Annotated in this window: 20 protein-coding genes and 1 pseudogene; 14 read left to right on the forward strand and 7 right to left on the reverse strand. The window is 61.6% G+C overall.

All coding sequences use genetic code 11. The features are described 5' to 3' along the window. Positions 1-9 precede the first annotated feature (9 nt). The 4 genes from iscX to F2P46_RS06460 are packed head-to-tail and all read left to right on the forward strand — an operon-like array spanning position 10 to position 2852. On the forward strand, positions 10-204 hold the full coding sequence (gene iscX / locus F2P46_RS06445; RefSeq protein WP_166886412.1) for a Fe-S cluster assembly protein IscX: 195 nt from the start codon (positions 10-12) through the stop codon (positions 202-204). Further along, positions 191-1087, forward strand: a complete 897-nt coding sequence (locus tag F2P46_RS06450) for an SAM-dependent methyltransferase (protein ID WP_166886414.1) — start codon at positions 191-193, stop codon at positions 1085-1087. The genes iscX and F2P46_RS06450 overlap by 14 nt, the downstream gene beginning before the upstream one ends. Then, entirely contained in the window at positions 1084-2121 is a 1038-nt protein-coding gene (ltaE, locus tag F2P46_RS06455; protein WP_166886417.1) for a low-specificity L-threonine aldolase, read from the forward strand. Before F2P46_RS06450 ends, ltaE begins: the two co-directional genes overlap by 4 nt. Then, entirely contained in the window at positions 2118-2852 is a 735-nt protein-coding gene (locus F2P46_RS06460) for an rRNA pseudouridine synthase (protein ID WP_166886420.1), read from the forward strand. The genes ltaE and F2P46_RS06460 overlap by 4 nt, the downstream gene beginning before the upstream one ends. 126 nt (positions 2853-2978) lie before the next feature. On the opposite strand, the pseudogene F2P46_RS37520 reads toward F2P46_RS06460, so the two are convergent. Then, a pseudogene (locus F2P46_RS37520) lies at positions 2979-3247 on the reverse strand (ATP-binding protein); the annotation flags it as partial. Positions 3248-3290: 43 nt separating this feature from the next. On the opposite strand from F2P46_RS37520, the gene F2P46_RS06470 reads away from it, so the two are divergent. Continuing rightward, positions 3291-4268, forward strand: coding sequence for a hypothetical protein (locus F2P46_RS06470; protein WP_229509122.1), 978 nt, complete (start codon positions 3291-3293; stop codon positions 4266-4268). A gap of 53 nt (positions 4269-4321) precedes the next feature. On the opposite strand, the gene F2P46_RS06475 is transcribed toward F2P46_RS06470, so the two are convergent. From F2P46_RS06475 to F2P46_RS06500, 6 genes are all read right to left on the reverse strand, one after another. Further along, entirely contained in the window at positions 4322-6916 is a 2595-nt protein-coding gene (locus F2P46_RS06475; protein WP_166886428.1) for an MXAN_6230/SCO0854 family RING domain-containing protein, read from the reverse strand. Between the two features lie 154 nt (positions 6917-7070). Beyond that, positions 7071-7367 (reverse strand): hypothetical protein, encoded by a 297-nt coding sequence (locus F2P46_RS06480; protein ID WP_166886430.1) that lies wholly within the window; start codon positions 7365-7367, stop codon positions 7071-7073. 13 nt (positions 7368-7380) lie between these two features. Then, the gene (locus tag F2P46_RS06485) at positions 7381-7920 is read right to left on the reverse strand and encodes an RDD family protein (protein ID WP_166886433.1); all 540 of its coding nucleotides are present in this window, start codon (positions 7918-7920) and stop codon (positions 7381-7383) included. Next, positions 7910-8641 carry a DUF3106 domain-containing protein gene (locus F2P46_RS06490; RefSeq protein ID WP_267875831.1) on the reverse strand — a complete coding sequence of 244 codons (732 nt, stop codon included), beginning with the start codon at positions 8639-8641 and terminating at the stop codon, positions 7910-7912. Before F2P46_RS06490 ends, F2P46_RS06485 begins: the two co-directional genes overlap by 11 nt. Before the next feature lie 50 nt (positions 8642-8691). Then, on the reverse strand, positions 8692-9084 hold the full coding sequence (locus F2P46_RS06495) for a DUF3619 family protein (RefSeq protein ID WP_166886435.1): 393 nt from the start codon (positions 9082-9084) through the stop codon (positions 8692-8694). Further along, complete coding sequence (locus F2P46_RS06500) at positions 9081-9650, reverse strand: RNA polymerase sigma factor (RefSeq protein WP_166886438.1); 570 nt, start codon at positions 9648-9650, stop codon at positions 9081-9083. The genes F2P46_RS06495 and F2P46_RS06500 overlap by 4 nt, the downstream gene beginning before the upstream one ends. Positions 9651-9742: 92 nt before the next feature. Between F2P46_RS06500 and F2P46_RS06505 the strand changes: the two genes are divergently transcribed. The 9 genes from F2P46_RS06505 to F2P46_RS06545 all read left to right on the forward strand — a co-directional run bounded on the left by F2P46_RS06505 (position 9743) and on the right by F2P46_RS06545 (position 17841). Beyond that, complete coding sequence (locus F2P46_RS06505; RefSeq protein WP_166886441.1) at positions 9743-9922, forward strand: hypothetical protein; 180 nt, start codon at positions 9743-9745, stop codon at positions 9920-9922. A gap of 227 nt (positions 9923-10149) precedes the next feature. After that, positions 10150-11877, forward strand: a complete 1728-nt coding sequence (locus tag F2P46_RS06510; protein WP_166886444.1) for an acetolactate synthase 3 catalytic subunit — start codon at positions 10150-10152, stop codon at positions 11875-11877. Next, positions 11877-12368, forward strand: coding sequence for an acetolactate synthase small subunit (gene ilvN, locus F2P46_RS06515; protein WP_054263691.1), 492 nt, complete (start codon positions 11877-11879; stop codon positions 12366-12368). The genes F2P46_RS06510 and ilvN overlap by 1 nt, the downstream gene beginning before the upstream one ends. Positions 12369-12432: 64 nt before the next feature. After that, on the forward strand, positions 12433-13449 hold the full coding sequence (gene ilvC / locus F2P46_RS06520; protein WP_054263690.1) for a ketol-acid reductoisomerase: 1017 nt from the start codon (positions 12433-12435) through the stop codon (positions 13447-13449). A gap of 181 nt (positions 13450-13630) precedes the next feature. Beyond that, a complete protein-coding gene (locus F2P46_RS06525) occupies positions 13631-14377 on the forward strand; it encodes an SIMPL domain-containing protein (RefSeq protein ID WP_208296528.1) in 747 nt (248 codons plus the stop codon). 170 nt (positions 14378-14547) lie between these two features. Beyond that, positions 14548-15414, forward strand: a complete 867-nt coding sequence (gene pssA / locus F2P46_RS06530) for a CDP-diacylglycerol--serine O-phosphatidyltransferase (RefSeq protein ID WP_166886447.1) — start codon at positions 14548-14550, stop codon at positions 15412-15414. 60 nt (positions 15415-15474) lie between these two features. Then, a complete protein-coding gene (locus F2P46_RS06535) occupies positions 15475-17019 on the forward strand; it encodes a 2-isopropylmalate synthase (protein ID WP_166886450.1) in 1545 nt (514 codons plus the stop codon). Further along, positions 17006-17689, forward strand: coding sequence for a hypothetical protein (locus tag F2P46_RS06540; RefSeq protein ID WP_166886452.1), 684 nt, complete (start codon positions 17006-17008; stop codon positions 17687-17689). Before F2P46_RS06535 ends, F2P46_RS06540 begins: the two co-directional genes overlap by 14 nt. Further along, positions 17689-17841 (forward strand): hypothetical protein, encoded by a 153-nt coding sequence (locus F2P46_RS06545; RefSeq protein ID WP_166886455.1) that lies wholly within the window; start codon positions 17689-17691, stop codon positions 17839-17841. Before F2P46_RS06540 ends, F2P46_RS06545 begins: the two co-directional genes overlap by 1 nt. Positions 17842-17844 lie beyond the last annotated feature (3 nt).

Consider the following 17844-nt stretch of genomic DNA (forward strand, 5'->3'; position numbering starts at 1 on the left):
GAGAGCACCATGAAATGGAGCGACATTACGGCCATCGCCGAAGCGCTGTGCGACAAATTCCCCGAGGTCGATCCGGCCGCGGTGCGTTTCGTCGACCTGCACAACTGGGTGCTTGAACTCGACGGCTTCGACGACGACCGCACGCGCGGCGGCGAGAAGGTACTCGAAGCGATACAAGCGGCGTGGATCGATGAAGCGCGCTGACAGCACGGCCGAGAAGGCAAAGCCGGCTGAAACGCTGGCGCCCGAGATCCGTCCGGGCCAGTCGATCGCGCTGCTGCAGGAACTGCACATCCTCACGCGCGACGGCAAACTCAATCAGGACAGCCGCCGCAAACTCAAGCAGGTGTACCACCTGTATCAGTTCATCGAGCCGCTGCTCAAGGAGATTCAGGAAGATCACGCCGCCATTTCGCTGGTCGACCATGGCGCCGGCAAGTCCTACCTTGGCTTCATCCTGTACGACCTGTTTTTCAAAGGCCTGGATGACGGCTCGCGCATTTACGGCATCGAGACGCGCGAAGAGTTGGTGCAAAAGTCGACCGCGCTGGCGCACAAGCTGGGCTTTCCCGGCATGTCGTTCCTGAATTTGTCGGTGGCCGAATCGACCCGCTCCGACAAGCTGCCGGAGCAAATCGACATCGTCACCGCACTGCACGCTTGCAACACGGCGACCGACGACGCGATCGACTTCGCCCTGAAAAAGCGCGCCAAATTCATGGTGCTGGTGCCGTGCTGCCAGGCCGAAGTGGCCACCGTCCTCAAGAAAAACAAGGGCAAGGACCTGGGCAAGAGCGCCCTGACCGAAATCTGGCGCCACCCGCTGCATACGCGCGAATTCGGCAGCCAGGTCACCAACGTGCTGCGCTGCCTGCAGCTCGAAGCGCACGGCTACCAGGTCAACGTGACGGAGTTGGTGGGCTGGGAGCACTCGATGAAAAATGAGCTGATCATCGCCAGCTACAAGAACCTGCCGCGCAAGCGTCCCACCGAACGCTTGCGGGAAGTCCTCGCCACGCTCGGCCTGGAAGAAATGGGCGAGCGTTTCTACACGCAGCATTTAGCCGAAGCCGAATCGACGACATGAGCCACGCCACACCCTGGATCGACCTGCGCAGCGACACCGTCACCCAACCGGGCGACGCCATGCGCGACGCCATGCACGCTGCGCCCGTGGGCGACGACGTGTACGGCGACGACCCCACCGTCAATCGCTTGCAGGATACCGCCGCCGGGATGTTCGGCTTCGAGGCCGGCCTGTACGCGCCGTCCGGCACGCAGAGCAACCTGATCGCGCTGCTGCTGCATTGCGCGCGCGGCGACGAATACCTGGTCGGCCAGGAAGCGCACACCTATAAGTACGAAGGTGGCGGCGCAGCGGTCCTGGGCAGCATCCAGCCGCAGCCGATCGCCAACCAGCCGGACGGCAGCATCGCACTAAGCGACATCGACGCCTACATCAAGCCCGACGACATGCACTTTGCGCGCACCCGCGTGCTGGCGCTGGAAAACACCATCGGCGGGCGCGTGCTCGGCGCCGACTACATGGCGGCGGCCACCTCGCTCGCGCATGCGCGCGGCCTGGCCACCCACCTTGATGGCGCGCGCATCTGCAACGCCGCCGTCAAGCAGGGCATCAGCCTGCGCGAGGCCTGCGCCGGGTTCGACAGCGTGTCGGTGTGCCTGTCGAAGGGCCTCGGGGCGCCGGTCGGTTCGGTCTTGCTGGGGAACAGAGCGTTTATCGAACAGGGCAAGCGCTGGCGCAAGATGCTCGGCGGCGGCATGCGCCAGGCCGGCTTGATCGCAGCCGCTGGTCTTTATGCGCTGGAGCACAACGTGCAGCGCCTGGCCGATGACCATGCGAATGCGGCCAGGCTGTCGCGCGCACTGGCGCAGATCACCCAGCTCAAGGTGGCCACGCCGCAGACCAATATTTTCTACATCGAGGTGCCGCCAGCGGCTTGCGAGGCCCTGCGCGCCACGCTCGCGCGCGAGCATATCCGCGCCACCGTCGGCCAGCATACGCGGCTGGTCACGCACCTCAACATCACGGCCGCCGACGTCGAGCGCGTCGTCGCCGTATTCACCACATTTTTTAAAGACTGGCACCAAGCTTCATGACCGATTCCACCATCCGCCTCGCCAAGCGCGTTTCCGAAATGATGCCGTGCTCGCGCGCGGAAGCCGACAAGTACATCGCCGCAGGATGGATCAGCGTTGACGGCGTGGTCGTCGAAGAAGCCGGCGCGCGCGTGGCCGACGAGCAGGACGTCGTCATCCACGCCGACGCCACCCTGGTCGAACTGGCGCCGGTGACTATCCTGTTCCACAAGCCGGCCGGCTACAGCGCCGGGGCGGACTCGGACGCCGAAGCGGCCCTGAACCTGCTCACGCAAGAAAACCTGCTGGTGGCCGAACATGGCAAGCAGCGCTTCCTGAAGCGCCACTTGAGCGGACTGACATTGACATCCCCGCTGGAGACCAAGGCCAGCGGCCTCGTTGTGTTCACCCAGGACTTCCGCGTGGCGCGCAAACTCGTCGATGAAGGCGCGCGCGTCGAGCAGGAGTTCGTGGTGGAAGTCAAAGGCGACATCCGTGAAGGCGGCCTGGCGCTGCTCAATCACGGCCTCACCTTCAACGGCAAGGAAATCCCGCCGATGAAGGTCAGCTGGCAGAACGAAACGCGCCTGCGCTTCGCGCTCAAGAACGTCAAGCCCGGCCAGCTGATGCACATGTGCCGCCTGGTGGGCCTGAGCATTGTCAGCATCAAGCGCCTGCGCATCGGCCGCGTGCCGATGGCCAGCCTGCCGTCGGGGCAGTGGCGCTACCTGCACGACTACGAGCGCTTCTGAGGCCTGCTCCGTAACAACACAACGAAATCAAATCGCTGGTGTCAACGTTGATTCAAAACTGATACAGTATTCGTAGTGCCAGCGATTTAAGACTGAATCACCTCTGTCACCGAACACACCATGTGTTCAAGCAATTTCCGTGACCTCGCTTGCGCGCCTCGTGCCGGCCTGGCGCTGATGCTTGATCCGGTAGCTTTCGCGCGTGATCGGCACGATGTGCGCGCGGTGCAGCAGGCGGTCCGGCAGCGCTGTAGTCAAGGTGGTTTCCTGCGCAAACGTCGTATCCCACTGCCCGAACGGCAGATTGCTGGTCACGATCAGACTGCTGCGCTCGCAGCGGCGATCACTTGGACGAACCGGTCGGCTTGCTCGCGATTCATCGGCAGGTAGCCGATCGTAAGAATCGCTTGGGATTCTGTGATAACGCGAGGAATTTAAATGGATAGTACAAAAACTTCGGTCACCTTTTTGGATGGCTGCGTTGTCGAAAAAGATATCTACCTGTTTTCCTGCAGATTGGATTCGCAGCCCATCGATGAATACGATCTCGGCATCATAGAGTGGTACGTGCAGGGAAAATGGATCTACCAAAAGCGCGATTGGCAAGTCAGTTCGGTTTGCGTCATGCGCCCCACGCCGACTGAAGCAAGACGGGCCTCCATCGCGCTTGAAGAAGGAAGCGGTATCGTCGGCCTGTATTGGCCAGGCGCCAAGGCCACCGACGATGGGGTGCTGCCGGGCGCGGAGGATGGACATGGCATTGCGTCATTAACGGACGTGAAACAGATCGGCACTGCATTGTATGTGTGCGGCTTTGGCGGCAAGGTCTTCCGCCGCAGCTCGGGGAAATGGGCAATTCTCGATCAAGGATTGAAAGCGTTCGATCTTGGCGACTACATGAAGCAGGGATTGCCGATCAAGCAAGCCCTGGTCGCCGCCAGCAATACGCAACGCAATATGAATGCAATCGATGGTTTGTCGGAACAGGAGATTTACTGTGTGGGGCGAGCGGGCCTGATTTTTCGATTCGATGGCGCGACGTGGATTGAGGTCGAATCGCCGACCAATGCAAATCTACATTGCGTTCACTGTGCCGCTGATGGCTGGACTTACGCGGCCGGCGAGCCAGGCGTTCTGCTGCGCGGCAATGACAAGGGATTCCAGGCGTTGCAGACCGGCGTGAACGACGATTTTTACGCGCTTACCTCCTTCAACGGGCTGGTCTACGTCGGTGGCCTCAAGGGGTTGTATCGGCTCGAACCCGATGGCCTGCACGCGATTGACACGAAACAGGGGAGTTTTTCGTGCGTCGCGCTCGATTCCGCAGATGGACAACTACTTGTTGTCGCGGAGCGTTGGCTGCTGGTGTTCGACGGCGTCAACTGGAAACGAATCGACGACCCCGATAACGTGTAGCTGGCAGTGGCGCTACCTGCGCGACTACGAGCGCTCCTGAGGGCCGACACGTATCAGGAAATCAGGTCGCTGGCGGCGATGGCCGCCGCCGTCACACCGGGCCTGAGCGCGTACACGACGCTGTTCTCGGGCAGCACGATGTCGGCGTCGAGCAAGGCGGCAAACAGCGGCTGTTGCGGCAGGATCGTGACGACGTCCACCTCGTTCGCGTTCCACGCGCGCAGGCGCGCCAGGAAGCCGGCATTGTCCTCACCGTCGCGGCGCACCATCGCCTGCATGCCGTCGCCCCGCAAGATGACGCGCTGCCCACGCGCAGCGGCATGCAGCAGGGCCAGCCCGGCCATATTCGTGCGCACGCCACTGGCGAAGTAGGCGATCATGGCGGGGCAGACGGTTTTGACGGCCGTGTCCGACGTTTCCACGTCGTTGTATTCGAAGCCATCCCCCGAATACACATCCAGCCAATGCAAGCGGTGCTGCTCCAGGTCGAACACCATGGGCATGAATACGCCTTTCTGGCCTTGCAGGTCGAACCTCAACGCCACCGTGCGTGGGTCGAAGTGCGCGCCCTGCACGTCGTCGCGGAACATCAGGCCGGCGAACGCATGTTCCAGGGCCTCGAAGGGCAAGCCGGAATAATTGTTGATCTCCATGACCGCATAGCGCACGCCATGACGGCGCGCCAGCTCGCAATCGAGGTCGATGAACTCGGTCGCGCCATCGGGAAAGGGCGCGTTGCGCAGATCGCCGGCACTGATGGCAATGGTTTCGCCATCGCGTCCCCGCCAGGTGAGCTCGCAGTATGAGCATTCACCGACAAGCTTCCAATCTTCATCGTAGAATCCGACCCCCAGATCGAGGTCGGAGTTGGCATAAGCGTCGCCGTCCTGCGGTTCGCACCAGTGCAGGAACAGGCGCGCTTTCTTGCCTTGGGGGACTGCCAGCGTGGACCCGCGCGGCAACTGAACAGCCGAGCGGCTTGCCGTGCGCTCGTTGAACGGCGCCATGATGTCGGTCAAGGCAACATCGATCAGGAAGTCGCCGAAATGCGGCTTGGCCGAGAAACGCGCCAGCAGCGCGCGCTCGATCAGGGCCAGCGATTGGTCGATCACTGCTTTTGGCAAGGCCGGTCGATGGTCGGGCGCGACCACGCCTGTCACGATGTTGCTTGCCGGCCAAAAGATCCGGGTGCTGCCGACGTGGGCGCGGGTGGGTAGCAGGGCGCACAAGGTGAGCAGGACCGGCGTTGAAAACTGCGCCACGCAGGTCGCGAAGGCGGCCAGCAGTTGTGCGCTCGCAGCACTGTCGCCGTCGGCCACGCGCAAGGCGTGGTCGAAGCGCCGCGCCAGTTCGCCCGGCCGCTGCCGCAGCAGCGCGATCATGGCGCTGGCATCCTTGCGCATGACCGCTTTTTCCAGCTTCGTGTAGTAGGTTTCAAACGCTGGCGCGGGCGTACCATCCACCCCCTTTTTTCGGATTACGCTGAAGGCGAATGCCACCTGCGGATAGCGCTTCCGATATTCATCGGGATGGAGGAACTGGCCAACCCATACCCAGTAAGACTGATGACGCAGCATGTCTTCGACCAGCGATTGAACTGGCAAACGGTCCAGCAAACCGAGCAGCTCGCGGCGCAGAGGGCGGCTCAGTCTGGCCACCTTGAAGCGCTTGACGTGTACCTCGAGCATGCACGTTGACTGCTCATGTCCGAATCCCCCCGGTCCATAGTAGGCGGCAAAGCGCTTGATGCCTCTCACTTGCGACGTTGGGACCTGCTTGTATCTGATCTGCTTGTGCAAGGCGGGATCGGCCCCGGAGTAAGCGGCAATCAGGCGGATCACGTCGGTGGCGGTGTTGATATGGGCTGCCGCAGCCGCCATTACCGCACCAGGCTCGCAGCGCTGCAGCAAGGTGCCGAACAGCAGGGCGATATTTTCCCGCACTGGAATCCGTCCGGGAATCGACGCCAGCACGTCCAGTCCGTAGTCGCTCACCAGCGTTGTAAAGTCGCCCGTATCGAGCGGCGACATTACCTGCTTGCGTTCGCACATCGACAGCACCAGCGCCCGCACTCCAGCGTCAAGGTCATCACCGAGGCGGAGCAGTTTCAGGCGTACACGCTCGGCCGGCAGCGGCAGCGCCTGGTCAGGCGTGAAGAAAGGGGAGGTCCGGTCGACATGGTGCTCGCAGACGGGGCAGGCGCTGTAATTGCTTCCGTCGAAACAGGCATCGCACACGACGTGCTGGCATGGCTTGAGCACATGCGTCGTGTTGCGCTGGCCGCAGTGCAGGCAGGGCTGTTCCTCGGCCTGCATGAAATGGGTCAGGACCTTGCGTATCCACAGCGCGCCGGTGTCGCTTGGTACGTCATCGGGAAAGTGCCGGAACAGTGGCGTGTGCTGGCGATCTGCGCCCACTTGCGTGGACAGGATGGCCCATAGCCAAGTCTGAACGCCAGTGAGCGCCTGCGCCGTCAATGTCCGCAGGCGCGTGCGCAGGCGCAGCGAGGCAACGTAACCGAGTACGGCCAGGTTGAGGTCGAAGGCTTGCAGGAAGGTTTCGGGCAGATGCCCGGTGCCGGCGGGGATAAACAGTGTCGAGCGGCGCCGCAAGAAAATCGCGTGGGTTTCGGAAAAAACGGGAAGCATGCTGGTCCAAATAGAAAAACGGATTCAGGCGCGAACCATGATCCGTTTTAAGGTGAGAAGGAAATCGATCAGACTGGTCTTATGATAGAAGGAAGCCCAACCTAAGCCTTCTCAAGCAAGATATTAACCGATTGATAATGAAGAGCCAAGTGGATTATGCTCGACGCTTCTTTTTGCTATTCGAGCGCACATTGCGCGAGAAATACGCCGGGTCCTTCTTTGCGACCCAATCGATAAACGCCCGGATATCCTCGTGCTCCCGCAAGGCCTCCCAGGTATGGAAGGACTTGAACAATTCATGCTCGGTGAAGGTCGAATGGATTTTCTGGTGGCAGATCTTGTGAATATCGAACTGCTCGCGCCCCTTGTAGGTCTTGGGGATCAGGTGATGGCGGTCGACATTGCGTGTGCCGAGGGGCCGGCCGCACAGGGGACACAAGGCCTCGCTCATGTCGCCCCCGTGATCACGCCTGGGCCGGCTTGGCCGCCTTGTCGGCCTTGACCGGCTTGGGCAGCGAAATGAGGCGGGTGCCGGCCAGCCTGTCGTGCAGGAACTGGCGGTCCTTGTCGAGAAACACGGTCATGCCCCACGCCACGATATTGATCGCCAGCGCGATCGCCACCTGGCTCTTGCCGGTCAGGTGAAAGCGCCAGCAGATAAGCAGCGCCGGCAGCACCCAGCCCCAGCCCAGCAGGTAGCGCACCACGGCAGCCTTGAGCGGCACTGTCGCATAGCCGACCTTGACCAGTTTGATGCGCCAGGTTTTCATGGCCAGCGTATGGCCGCTGCCGGTCCAGGAATAGATGAAATAGGCGCCCGGCACGAGGAACAGCACGACCGTGCGGCCATGCTCGATCACGCCCTGGCTCATTTTCTGCGTGATCAGCAGGAAAACGAGCAGGCCGAACATGACCACGGCGGTCAGCAGGAACAGCTCGTACACCATGCAGATCAGACGACGTTTCAGGGTGGGCGTGGCAACCGGGGTCTTACTATTTTGCATTGGAAAGGGGATTGGCCGGCGCAGGGGCGGTCGGCGCTGTGGTAGGTGGGGCGGTGATGGCCGGCACAGCCAGCGGCGTCCCCGCCGACGGGCTCGCGATGCAGCGCGGCACGGCCGCCGGGGCGTTGCGGATGGTGCCAGGCGGACAGCCAGCCGGTGGCGGCTTGCTCGGCGCGAGCGGCTTGAGCTGCGTCGCCGGCGGCAAGTTGGTTACCTGCTTTTTGGCGGCGGCGGCGTCAAGCGCCAGCTTCTTCTTTTCTTCTTCGGGCAACTGCTGGTATTTTTCCCATTCGGCCGATTTCTGGCTCTTGTCGATCTTTTTGCTCAGCGTGTAGTTTTCGCGGGCCACGCGCCGTTCGTCTGGCGTGAGCCGGGTCCAGGCGCGCATGCGCTCCTGCATGCGCACTTGCTCATCGGGCTTCATGGACGAATAGCGGTTGGCGATATCAAGCCATTTTTGCTTGCGCACCGACTCCATGCGGTCCCACTCGCCCTTGAGCGGGTCGAGCGCGACTTGCTGGGGCGGCGACAGGTCTTTCCACATGGGCTTGCCCGCCACCGGTGCGGGCTTGGCGGCAATCGCCGGCGCCGGCGTGGAAATGGGCGCCACGACCGGCTTTGCCGGCTGCCCCGGCGGCACGGCGGCCGGTGCCGGCAAGGGCGCGCCGGCGGGTGCCGGTGCGGCCAGTTGGGCTGCGGCGATGCCGCTTGTTGTCAACAATGCAAGCGCAAGCGCCAGCAAGGGCCGGGACGAAGTCGCGCGCGTCATCCTTATTGGGCGCGCTGGGCGAGGTAGGCGTTGAAGCCCTGGTCCAGGTAGGCAGTCAGCGGCAACTCGTCGGACAGCACAGCCGCGTCGAGCTCGGCGATTTCTTCGAGGCGCTGCTGTTCTTCGTACTGATAAATGCCGGCCAGGCCAGCGACCAGCGCCATCAGTGGAATGGCCACGCTCATGCGGCCGAGCGAGGAAAACGAGAACAGGGCGCCGATATTGCCGGCCAGCTGGGTTTGCGCGACCTTGACCGGGGCGTGCGGCTTCTTGCGGGCCATGGCGGCCTTGCGCGCGGCCGCCAGGCGGTCGGTCGTCTCAGCGGGCAGCGCGTCGAGATGGTCGTTCAGGGCGTGGCGTACTTTGTACGCAAAGTTCAGATCGTCGGTGTTCATAATTTTATTCCCTTGGCTTTCAGCGATTCGGCGAGGGTATGAGTCGCTCGCGAGCAGTGCGTTTTGACACTTCCCTCGGAACATCCCATCGCTTCGGCTGTTTCAGCCACGTCCATGTCCTGCCAGTAACGCATGAGGAAGGCTTCCCGTTGACGCGCCGGCAGTTTTTGTACTTCGGCGTCGATCAGGCTCAAGGTCTGCTGGCGCTCGACCTGATCCGCGCTCGACTCCGCTGAGGCCGAACCTTGTTCCGCCTCAAACGATTCAAGTATATCAAATTCTTCGTCTTCTCCCTCGCGCCGGCCCATGCCCGAGAAGAGGCTGACCCAGGTATTGCGCACTTTTTCGCGGCGGAAGTAATCGAGGATGGTGTTTTGCAAAATGCGCTGGAACAGCATCGGCAGCTCGGCGGCCGGCTTGTCTCCGTATTTTTCGGCGAGCTTGATCATCGCGTCCTGCACGATATCGAGCGCAGCTTCATCCTTGCGCACGGCGTACACGGCTTGCTTGAAGGCGCGCCGTTCGACATTCTCAAGAAAATCGGATAACTCTTTGTCTGTGGCCATGCGAACGAGGGTGGGAAGGGACGCGCCGCAGGGACATAGCCTGTGGCATTGGAGAAAACTGACGCATGCTAGCAAAGAATGGACCTGTTTGCATGGTATTTACCATTGCAGCCCTGCCCGGCGATGCGAAAGCGGCAACGCCGGACCGATTTAACTTGACCGCAATGGTGCAACGCAGTAAGGTATATGACGCTTTGCAACCCCGAAGCTGTATGGTCAAGTCGAAAACGCCACACAAGGCCAAGCTCGACCTGACGCGCTTTCATATGTAGGCAGTTTGCTCTAACCCGCGCCACAAGCGCGAGAGGTTCGCAGTAATCGCTACAGAAACTCACGCCAAACGAGTTGCGTTTAGCGTCGGTTCGTAACGTATCTATGGGTACGTGAAAGATCGCCGTGACCGCAGAAAGAAGGGAAGCCTGAGCACTGTCGCGCCACGCGAATTTCGTTAGGAAAGAGCATCCGATCACCTCCCAATGGGTCTTGAAAGGAATGTATCATGAACAACGAATCATCGGCCACCATCACGGGGTCCGAAATACTTGTCCGTTGTCTGGCGGAAGAAGGCGTTAAACACGTTTTCGGTTATCCAGGCGGCGCCGTACTGTATATCTACGACGCCATCTTCAAGCAAGACAAATTCCAACACGTCCTGGTACGCCACGAACAGGCCGCCGTGCATGCGGCAGATGCCTATTCGCGCAGCTCGAACACCGTCGGCGTGGCCCTGGTCACTTCCGGTCCCGGTGTCACCAACGCCGTCACGGGCCTGGCCACGGCGTACATGGATTCGATTCCGATGGTCGTCATTTCCGGCCAGGTGCCGAGCACCGCGATCGGCCAGGATGCATTCCAGGAATGCGACACCGTCGGCATCACGCGTCCCTGCGTCAAGCACAACTTCCTCGTCAAGGATGTGAAAGACCTGGCCGCCACGATCAAGAAAGCGTTTTTCATTGCGCGCACCGGCCGTCCCGGTCCGGTCCTGGTCGACATCCCCAAAGACATCAGCATGCACAAATGCGCCTACGACTATCCGAAGGATATCGAAATGCGCTCGTACAAGCCGATCGACAAGGGCCATTCGGGCCAGATCCGCAAGGCGGTGCAATTGCTGCTGCAGGCCGAACGTCCGATGATCTACACCGGCGGCGGCGTGATCCTGGCCAATGCCTCGCCCGAGCTGAACAAGCTGGTCGACAAGCTCGGTTTCCCGGTCACCAACACCCTGATGGGCTTGGGCGCCTACCGCGCCTCAAGCGACAAGTTCCTCGGCATGCCCGGCATGCACGGCACGTACGAGGCGAACATGGCGATGCAGCACTGCGACGTCTTGATCGCCATCGGCGCGCGCTTCGACGACCGCGTGATCGGCAACCCGAAACACTTCGCCTCCAACCCGCGCAAGATCATCCACGTGGACATCGATCCATCGTCGATTTCCAAGCGCGTCAAGGTCGATATTCCCATCGTCGGCAACGTCAAGGACGTGCTGATCGAATTTTTGGCGCAGCTCGACGCCGCCGACGCCAAGGTCAACGCCGCGCCGCTCAAGGACTGGTGGAAGCAGATCGGCGAATGGCGCGGGCGCGAGTGCCTCAAATACGCCGATTCCGACCTGGTCATCAAGCCGCAGTCGGTGGTGCAAAAGGTGTGGGAAATCACCAAGGGCGACGCCTTCATTACCTCCGACGTCGGCCAGCACCAGATGTGGGCGGCCCAGTACTACCCGTTCGACAAGCCACGTCGCTGGATCAATTCCGGCGGCTTGGGCACGATGGGTGTGGGCTTGCCGTACGCCATGGGCGTGCAGATGGCCAATCCGGACGCGACAGTTGCCTGCATCACCGGCGAAGGCTCGATCCAGATGTGCATCCAGGAACTGGCTACCTGCAAGCAATATCACCTGACGCCGAAAATCATTTTGCTCAACAACCGCTTCCTCGGCATGGTGCGCCAGTGGCAACAGATCGATTACGGTTCGCGCTATTCCGAGTCCTACATGGATTCGCTGCCGGACTTCTCGATGCTGGCCGAATCGTTCGGCCACGTCGGCATGAAGATCGACAAGCCGGGCGATGTCGATGGCGCGCTGAAAGAAGCGTTTGGCATGAAAGACCGTCTCGTGTTCATGAACTTCATCACTGACCAGTCCGAAAACGTCTGGCCGATGGTCAAGGCCGGCAAGGGCTTGTCCGAAATGCTGCTCGGCTCGGAGGACTTGTAATGCGCCATATCATTTCTGTCCTGCTCGAAAACGAAGCCGGTGCGCTCTCGCGCGTGGTCGGGCTGTTTTCCGCCCGCGGCTACAACATTGAAACCCTGACCGTCGCCCCGACCGAAGACGCCACCCTGTCGCGCATGACCATCGTCACCAGCGGCTCGGACGATGTGATCGAACAGATCACCAAGCACCTGAACCGCCTGATCGAGGTGGTCAAGGTGGTCGACCTGACCGAAGGCGCGCACATCGAGCGCGAGCTCATGCTGATCAAGGTGCGCGCGGTCGGCAAGGAACGCGAAGAGATGAAGCGCACGGCGGACATCTTCCGCGGCCGCATCATCGACGTCACGGAAAAGACTTACACGATCGAGCTGACCGGCAACAAAGGCAAGCTCGACGCGTTCATCGATTCCATCGACCGCGCCTCCATCCTCGAAACGGTGCGTACCGGTGGATCGGGTATCGGCCGCGGCGAACGCATCCTCAAAGTTTAATCCGTGCCCACGGTCCTGATCCAGGGCGCGCACGTCCCACACCAAAAATTATAGGAAAATTATCATGAACGTTTTTTACGACAAAGATTGCGACCTCTCCCTCGTTAAAGGCAAGAACGTTGCCATCATCGGCTACGGCTCGCAGGGCCACGCGCACGCACAGAACCTGAACGATTCGGGCGTCAACGTCACCGTCGGTCTGCGCAAGGGCGGCGCTTCCTGGACCAAGGTCGAGCAAGCCGGCCTGAAAGTTGCCGAAGTCAACGACGCGATCAAAGCCGCCGACATCATCATGATCTTGCTGCCTGATGAAAACATCGCCCAGGTGTACACCGAGAACGTGGCGCCGCACGCCAAGCAGGGCGCGGTGCTGGCCTTCGCGCACGGTTTTAATGTGCACTACGGCCAGGTCGTGCCACGCGCCGACCTCGACGTGATCATGATCGCGCCAAAGGCCCCGGGCCACACCGTGCGCGGAACCTACGCAGCCGGTGGCGGCGTGCCGCACCTGATCGCCGTCTACCAGGACAAGTCCGGCTCGGCGCGCGATATCGCCCTGTCGTACGCCATGGCCAACGGCGGCGGCCGTGCCGGCATCATCGAAACCAACTTCCGCGAAGAAACCGAGACCGATCTGTTCGGTGAGCAAGCGGTTCTGTGCGGCGGCGCGGTCGAGCTGATCAAGGCCGGTTTCGAAACCCTGACCGAAGCGGGCTACGCGCCGGAAATGGCGTACTTCGAGTGCCTGCACGAGCTGAAATTGATTGTCGACCTGATCTACGAAGGCGGCATTGCCAACATGAACTACTCGATCTCCAACAACGCCGAGTACGGCGAGTACGTGACGGGTCCGAAAGTGGTGACGTCGGCGACCAAGGATGCGATGCGTCAGTGCCTGAAAGATATTCAGACGGGTGAGTACGCAAAAAGCTTCATCCTGGAAAACAAGGCCGGCGCCCCGACCCTGATTTCGCGCCGTCGTTTGACGTCCGAGCACCCGATCGAAGAAGTTGGCGCAAAACTGCGCGCGATGATGCCGTGGATTGCCAAGAACAAGCTGGTCGATCAGTCGAAGAACTAAGTGTCGCCCGCATCGCTCCCGCCGCGCGGGAGCGATGTATCCCAAATGTAAGCAACCTTCCCAAATTTGCAAATTTTGATTACAACGGTACGTGGTTCGTCCGATTCCGGTTATCGTCCGGGTTAACCAAGCTGATGAGGTACCGCTACCTCGCATGCTTGCCATTCACCTGGAGAAAATCATGTCCCTCAAAAAAATTGCACTCATTGCCGCCGTCGCCTTTGCCTTGCCAGCGTTCGCCCAGAACACGCTCGCGACCGCAGGCGCGCTGGTGATCGTTCCCGCCTACGGTGAAGTCACGCATCCGAACGACCAGGTCGTCGCCACCTTCTTTATTGAAGAGCAGGACAAGGACAAAGCCGCCGCCGCCTCGCGCGTCAACCAGAAGATGAAGCAGGGCACCGACATCGTGCGCCGCGAAGATCCGAAAGCGATCCTCAAAACGGTCAACTACTACACTTACCCGATCTATCCGGAAGTGGTGCCCCGTCCTGACGGCCAGCCGCAGCCGCGCCCGCTCGTGCCGACCGGCTGGAGGGTTGGCCAGTATCTGGAAGTAAAAACCACCAACCTCGCCAACCTGCCGAAAATGACGGCCGCCGTGCAAAAGGTCCTGGCCCTGAACGGCCTGAACTTCGGCCTGGCGCCCGCTACCATCCGTAAGCTCGACGACGAGCGCCTGATCGCCACCTACAGGAACCTGAACGAGCGCGTTGCCGCGATCGCCAGCGCGATGGGCCGCAAGATGAGCGAAGCGGTGATCGATACGCTGGACTACGAAGGTTCGGGCAACTACGCCCAGCAAGACAGCGCCCCGATGATGTTGCGCTCCGCCAAGGCTGAAAGCACCGAAGTGGCCGAGCCAAGCTTCGAACCGGGCGAAACCACCTTGCAGATGCGTCTTGTAGGAAAGGTGAAATTCAAGTAAAAGTATCTGATCGCTAAGTTGACGGTGCTCCCACTATAATGAGTGGGAAACCAGCCAATTTCATGGCGGCCGCTCCACCTTCGGACGCGGCTAAGTAAGTGTGCAGAAATTACAAGAATTTATGCGCACTTACTTGGATGCAGCGATCCCATTACTTGAAACGGAAACATATGCCGACCTTCCCACGCCGCAGAAAGCCCTCAGTCCCGAAAGCGAAGGGCGGCAAACTGTCCCGCTTCAGCAAGATCGGCCGCCGGGTCGATGCCGAAGGCAACCCGATGCGGCGCCGGGGAATTTACCTGTTACCGAATGCCTTTACCACGGCCGCGCTGTTCTGCGGCTTTTACGCCATCGTCATGGCCATGAACCAGCGCTTCGAACACGCCGGCTGGGCCATTTTCATCGCCATGATCCTCGATGGCCTCGACGGGCGCATCGCCCGCCTGACCAACACCCAATCCGAATTCGGCGCCCAGTACGACAGCCTGGCCGACATGGTCTCGTTTGGCGCCGCGCCGGCGCTGGTGATCTACGAATGGTCGCTGCGCGGCCTCGGCAAATTCGGCTGGCTGGCCGCCTTCGTCTACTGCGCCGGCGCCGCCTTGCGCCTGGCGCGCTTCAACACCAATATCGAAGTGGTCGACAAGCGCTTCTTCCAGGGCTTGCCCAGCCCGGCCGCCGCCGCCATGGTGGCCGGCTTCGTGCTGATGATGACCGACCTCGGGTTTTCCGGTTCCCAACTGCCGTGGATCTCGTGGGGCATCGCGCTGTTCGCCGGCCTGACCATGGTGACCAATGTACCGTTCTACAGCTTCAAGGACGTCAACTTCCGCAAGTCGGTGCCCTTCATCGTCGTGTTCCTGATCGCGCTGGCGCTGGCGCTGGTCTCGATCGACCCGCCAAAAGTGCTGATGCCGCTGTTTGTTATCTATGGTTTGTCCGGTTATGTGGTGTACGCATGGCGCCTTGCCAAGGGCAAGCCGGTGAGCATCGTGCAAACCGACGACGAACCTGTCGACCAGAGCGAACGCCGCTGACCATCGATCCGATGGCGGCCGGCGCAAGCTCGCCTTTTTACCCTGCCCAATGGAGCCGCCATGACGAATTCGAATCGCCTGATCATTTTTGACACCACCCTGCGCGACGGCGAGCAATCGCCCGGCGCATCGATGACCAAGGATGAAAAGGTCCGCATTGCGCGCCAGTTGGAGCGCATGCGCGTCGACGTCATCGAAGCCGGCTTCGCCGCCGCCTCGCCGGGCGACTTCGAGGCCATCCGCGCCATCGCCAGTGCGGTGCGCGAGTCGACCATCTGCTCGCTCTCGCGCGCCAACGACCGCGACATCGCGCGCGCCGCAGAAGCGCTGGCGCCGGCCGAACGCAAACGCATCCACACCTTCATCGCCACCTCGCCCCTGCACATGCAGATGAAGCTGCGCATGGAGCCGGAACAGGTGCTCGAACAGGCCAAGATTGCGATTCGCTGCGCGCGCCAGTACACCGACGACATTGAATTTTCGCCCGAAGACGGCAGCCGCTCCGACGAAGATTTTTTGTGCCGCGTGCTCGAAGCGGTGATCGCCGAAGGCGCCACCACCATCAACTTCCCCGACACGGTCGGCTATGCCGTGCCCGAGGTATTCGGCGCCACCATCCGTCGCCTGCGCGAGCGCATTCCCAACTCCGACAAGGCCATCTGGTCGGTCCACTGCCACAACGACCTCGGGCTGGCGGTGGCCAACTCGCTGGCCGGCGTGATGATCGGCGGCGCGCGCCAGATCGAATGCACCATCAACGGCCTGGGCGAACGCGCCGGCAACACCGCGCTGGAAGAAGTGGTCATGGCGCTGCGTACCCGCAGCGACCACTTTGGCCTGGAACTGGGCATCGACACGACCCAGATCGTGGCGGCGTCGAAAATGGTGTCGCAGATTACGGGCTTTGCGGTGCAGCCGAACAAAGCGGTGGTGGGCGCGAACGCCTTTGCGCACGCATCGGGCATCCACCAGGACGGCATTCTGAAAGCGCGCGAAACGTACGAGATCATGCGCGCCGAAGACGTGGGCTGGGCCGCCAACAAGATCGTGCTGGGCAAATTGTCGGGCCGCAACGCCTTCAAGGAACGCTTGCGCGAACTGGGCATCGTGCTCGAATCCGAGGCTGAAGTGAATGCCGCTTTTGCCCGCTTCAAGGAACTGGCCGACCGCAAGTCCGAGATTTTCGACGAAGACATCATGGCCCTGGTGTCGGATGAAGAACACGCGCAGCAAGATGAACACTACCGCTTCGTGTCGCTCTCGCAGCGCTCCGAAACCGGCGAAATCCCGCGCGCCAAAGTGGTGTTTGCAATCGGCGGCAAGGAGTTCGCCTGCGAAGGCGAGGGCGATGGCCCGGTCGACGCCACCGTCAACGCCATCGAAAAAGAAGCAGCCAGCGGCGCCGAACTGGTGCTGTTTTCGATCAACGCGATCAGCAACGGCACCCAGTCGCAGGGCGAGGTCACGATGCGCCTGTCGCGCTCGGGGCGGATCGTCAACGGTGTCGGCTCGGACCCGGACATCATCGTCGCTTCGGCCAAGGCCTATCTGTCAGGGCTGAACAAGCTGCACTCGAAGATCGAGCGGGTCAATGCGCAGGAGTAGCCGCCTGCGCTTCTCCTCGCTCATGTTCGCCGGTTTGTGCGTCGCCGCCGGCGCCGCGCAAGGCAGTTCCTGCACGTTCCAGAAAATCTACTGGGCCCGCACCAGCGCCACCGGCCAGATCGTGGTGGGCGCGAGTTTTGGCACGGTACGCAGCGCCGACCGTGGCAAGACCTGGGAGGCGATCAGCGGCGCTCCCGTGCTTGCCGCTGGCGTCACGGCGCAATCCTTCGTGCACACCGGCGCCGACGGCGTGCAATTAGCCACGCGCGCCACCGGCCAGCGCCGCCATCTGGTGCGCAAGGCCGGCGCTGGCGGGCCCTGGACCAGGGTGGACCTCGATTTCGGCGGATCGCCCGCACCGTACAACGTGGTGCTGGTCGGTGCGCAAGGACATACCCTGTACTTCATCGGTGGCGACGATTCGCAGGAGTGGGGAGTACAAGCAGCCGCCTTGTACCGCGCCAGCGGTGGCAAGGCCGACAAGCTCGTGGATCTGGACCAGGCCGTGAGCAACGAGTCGCCCCCTTTCTTCGTCGGCGATGACGGCAGCATGGCTTACGCGAGCAGGAACAAACTGTGGGTCAGCTTCGCCGCAGGCGCCAACTGGACCATGATCGACGGCCAGTCCCTGACCACCGTGCCGTGGACGGAGTGCTACAAAGCGACTTGATGACGGCGCATCCGCGCGCTTATCGCTATCTCCCCCCACCGGCAATCGGCGTCAAGGCGCAACCGCGCTTTCAACTGGCCACCTCCGACACCCAAGGCGCGCTGCTCGAACTGTCGCTCGGCCACGGCGTGGCGCTGGCGCATCCGGGCTGACGC

This window comes from Massilia sp. CCM 8734, from assembly GCF_011682155.1.
GTDB classification, from domain to species: Bacteria; Pseudomonadota; Gammaproteobacteria; order Burkholderiales; family Burkholderiaceae_D; genus Telluria_A; species Telluria_A rubra.